Annotated in this window: 1 protein-coding gene; it reads left to right on the top strand. The window is 43.8% G+C overall.

Annotation, left to right across the window (positions count from 1 at the left end):
- Window positions 1–3,953, top strand: a 3,953-nt coding sequence (locus tag H6S82_RS22105; protein ID WP_191056709.1) for a PAS domain S-box protein, incomplete at both ends; no start/stop codon positions are given.

Raw genomic sequence — 3,953 nt, 5'->3', positions numbered from 1 at the left:
TCAGCGATTTTTACCTTATGTAATAGTACTTGGCTCGACAGCGATCGCTTTACTCATAACATTTTGGGTACAGCTAATTTTACTCCGCCCTAATGGTGCTTTCTTCTATATAGCGATTATTGTAACAGCCTGGTATGGCAGTTGGCGAGCGGGATTTGTTACCATTGCCATTGCCACATTAGCAATTAATTATTTTTTTCTTCCTCCTTTATATCATTTGGAGATTGCCCAAACAATTGATACATTATGGCTATGTATTTTTTTAATAGTTGGTTCAATAATTAACCTCCTCACGAGCAATTTTCGATACGGCAAACAAAAGATCGAGCAACTTAATCAACAATTGGTACAAGAGAAAGATCCATTAATACAATTAGCTTCTTCTGCGGCACAAATGGGGATGTGGAATTGGGATATTGTCACTGGAAAGAATCATTGGTCTCCCGATCAGGAGGAATTATTTGGTTTGACTCCAGGGACATTTGATGGCAAATACGAAACTTTTTTATCATATATATATTTTGAAGACAGGGAAAGAATCAATCAAGCAGTACAACAGGCAATTCAAAACAACAGCCTTTACCAAGTAGAATATCGTGTAGTCTGGGCAGATGGCAGCATTCATTGGATTGAATCTAGGGGACACGCTTTTTATAACCAAGCAGGAGAACCGATCCAAATGATTGGAACGGCGACGGCGATCGATCTACGGAAACAAGCACAAGGATTACTGCAAGAGAAATTTGAGCAACAACGCTTGGTGATGGAAACCACCCAACGGATTCGCCGATCGCTCAATTTACAGGACATTTTCCAAACTACTGTAGACGAAATTCGACAGTTGCTTCAGAACGATCGCGTAATTATCTTTCAGTTTGACCCACAATGGCGGGGAACCGTCGTTGCTGAATCAGTGGGTACTGACTGGACAGCTATTTTAGCAACCGAAATCTACGATCCTTGCTTTGGCTCCCAGTACGTCGAACCCTACAAACAAGGCTTAGTTACTGTCAAATCTGATATTTATAATGCCGGAATCGATCCCTACCATCTGCAATTACTAGCAAATTTCCAAGTTAGAGCCAATTTAGTAGTTCCTATTGTCAAAGGAGGTGAATTGTGGGGGTTGCTAATTGCTCATAATTGTGCTGCGCCTCGCCAATGGCAATCATCAGAAATCGATCTGATGCGACAGTTAGCCAGCCAAGTGAGTATTGCCATTCAGCAATCCCAATTGTTTGCACTTGTGCAAACGGAACTGGCAGAACGCAAGCAAACCGAAGCTCTACTGCGCTTATTTGTTCAGTATGCGCCTGCTGGTATTGCTATGCTTGACCGCGATATGCGCTATATAATGTCAAGTCAGCGCTGGGTAGATCAATATAACCTCGAATCGATCGAATCTCTGATTGGTCGATCGCACTACGAAATCTTACCCGAAATTCCCCAACGCTGGCGACAGATTCATCAACGCTGTTTAGCTGGGGCAATCGAAAAAAGTGAAGAAGATTTGTTTATCCGAGCAAATGGGAAACAGCAATGGGTATGCTGGGAAATTCACCCCTGGTATACTGCTACAAATGAAATTGGCGGCATAATAATTTTCTCTGTTGATATTAGCGATCGCAAACAAGCAGAAACGGCTTTAAAAGAACTAAATGCCCAACTAGAACAACGGGTATTAGAGCGAACGGCAGAACTTTCTCAGCTAAACGATCGCCTACTGGAAACATTAACCGCCCTCCAAGAAAGTGAAGAACGCCGCCGACTGGCTCTAGATTTAACCCATATCGGCTTTTGGGATATGCAACTGCTACCTAGCGAAGATATCGTCGGGAACGATATTCACTTCACGCTACTGGGTTTAGATCCCTTTAGCATTAAGCCAACTCTTGAGCTTTGGCGCAGTTGCGTTCATCCTGACGATCTTGGTTGGGTCGAACAAAAGTTCTCCGAAGCGATGGAAAACCACACCGATTTCGCCGCCGAACATCGAGTGATTCATCCTGATGGTTCTGTTCATTGGTTAATGTCTCGTGCCAAAGCCGTCTACGATATATTTGGGCAACCTATGCGAGTGCTGGGTGTATTGTTAGATATTAGCGATCGCAAACGCGCAGAACAAGACTTACAGCAAACTCATACGGAATTATTACAGCACAAAGAGCAACTAGAAAGAGTTAATGAGGAATTGCAAGTTACTGTAGAAGAACTGCAAATCACTGAGGAAGAACTAAGACAAAACAATGAACAATTAAAGGCTGCTATCTTAACGGTTCAGTTGGAACAAAATCGGTATGAAGACTTATTTAACTTCGCTCCAGATGGTTATCTGCTCACAGATTCAATAGGTATAATTGAAGAAGCCAATCAAGCAGCAAGCAACCTTTTGTCTATTCCTTCATCTAATTTAATTGGTAAGCCCTTGTATCTCTACGTCTGTAACGAAAAGAAGCAATTCTTTCGCACTTTGCTCGCGCAGCTGCAACAGTTGCCCGGGCGACAAATATCTGAGCTAACCATCGTACCTCAGCAGGGAAATTCCTTTCCGACAGAGATCGCTGCCTCTGCCATCCGTGATGAGCAGGGTGAAGTTAGGGGTATTCGCTGGTTGATTAAAAATATCAGCGATCGCAAACACGCCGAACAAATGCTCCAGCTTCAGGCTGTAATCACCCGCAACATGGCAGAAGGCTTATGCTTAATCAAAGCGGATAATGCAGTCATTGTCTACACCAATCCTAAATTTGAGCAGATGTTTGGCTATAACTCCGGCGAACTCAACGGTCAGCACGTTTCCATAGTCAACTACGCCACTGAAGAGGTAACGGCTGAAGATGTCAATCAAGCCATTCGGTCAGCCATTTTCCAAAACGGTGAAGCTACGTATGAAATCCATAACGTTAAGAAAGATGGCACTCCATTTTGGTGTAGGGCGACGACTTCTGTATTTAGGCATCCCGACTATGGCGATGTTCTGGTTGCAGTTCATCAAGATATCACCGAAGCGAAGCACCTTGAAGAGGTTCGCAAACAAACAGAAGAAGCTCTCAGAGAGAGCGAAGCTAAATTCCGTTCTCTGAGCGAGTCTTCACCTGTGGGCATTTTTATGACGGATATGCAGGGGCAGTGTATTTATACGAATCCACGCTATCAGGCGATTTTTGGCTGCACGTTTGATGAAGCTTTAGGAGAAGGTTGGGTACAGTTTATCCATCCAGAAGACCGAGAGGAGGTCACAGCCAGGTGGTTAAAAGCCGTGTCCCAAAAGCAAGAATTCTCCGGTGAAATTCGTTGTATCCATAAAGATGAAACTATTCGGTTTTGTCAAATGCGCTCAGCTTCTATCCTCTCTGTTTCCGGTCAATTAATTGGTTATGTTGGCACGGTAGAGGACGTTAGCGAAAGTCGAGTCATTGAAAAGATGAAAAGCGAGTTTATCTCAATTGTCAGCCACGAACTGCGAACGCCCCTTGCCTCAATTCGCGGTTCTCTGGGCTTACTCGCCTCTGGTGCTTTGAAAAACAAGCCAGAAACTGCCCAACAAATGTTAGACATCGCCATTCACGATACGGAACGATTAGTGCGTTTGGTTAATGATATTCTTGACTTAGAGCGACTCGAAGCACAGAAGGTCAAGCTGAATCTCCAATGGTGCGATGCCGTAACACTTATGCAGCAGTCTGTGGAAACAGTGCAATCTTTAGCAGTACAAAGTAACATCACTTTGTCTGTTGAATCGACTCCTTCTATTCAAGTTTGGGCGGATAGCGATCGCATTATTCAAACTCTCGTTAATCTGGTAAGCAACGCGATTAAATTTTCTCCGCCAGGAACTACGGTTACCCTCAGTGTCCAAGACCAAGCCGACCGGGTTTTATTTCAAGTCAAAGACCAAGGGCGAGGCATTCCAGCCGATAAGTTACAAACTATCTTTGGACGATTTCAACAGG

Origin of the sequence: Planktothrix sp. FACHB-1355 (assembly GCF_014748295.1) — a bacterium.
In the GTDB taxonomy this organism is placed as follows: domain Bacteria; phylum Cyanobacteriota; class Cyanobacteriia; order Cyanobacteriales; family Aerosakkonemataceae; genus Aerosakkonema; species Aerosakkonema funiforme_A.
The sequence above is the reverse complement of the archived record's forward strand: the minus strand, read 5'-3'. Positions and strand labels throughout refer to the sequence as shown.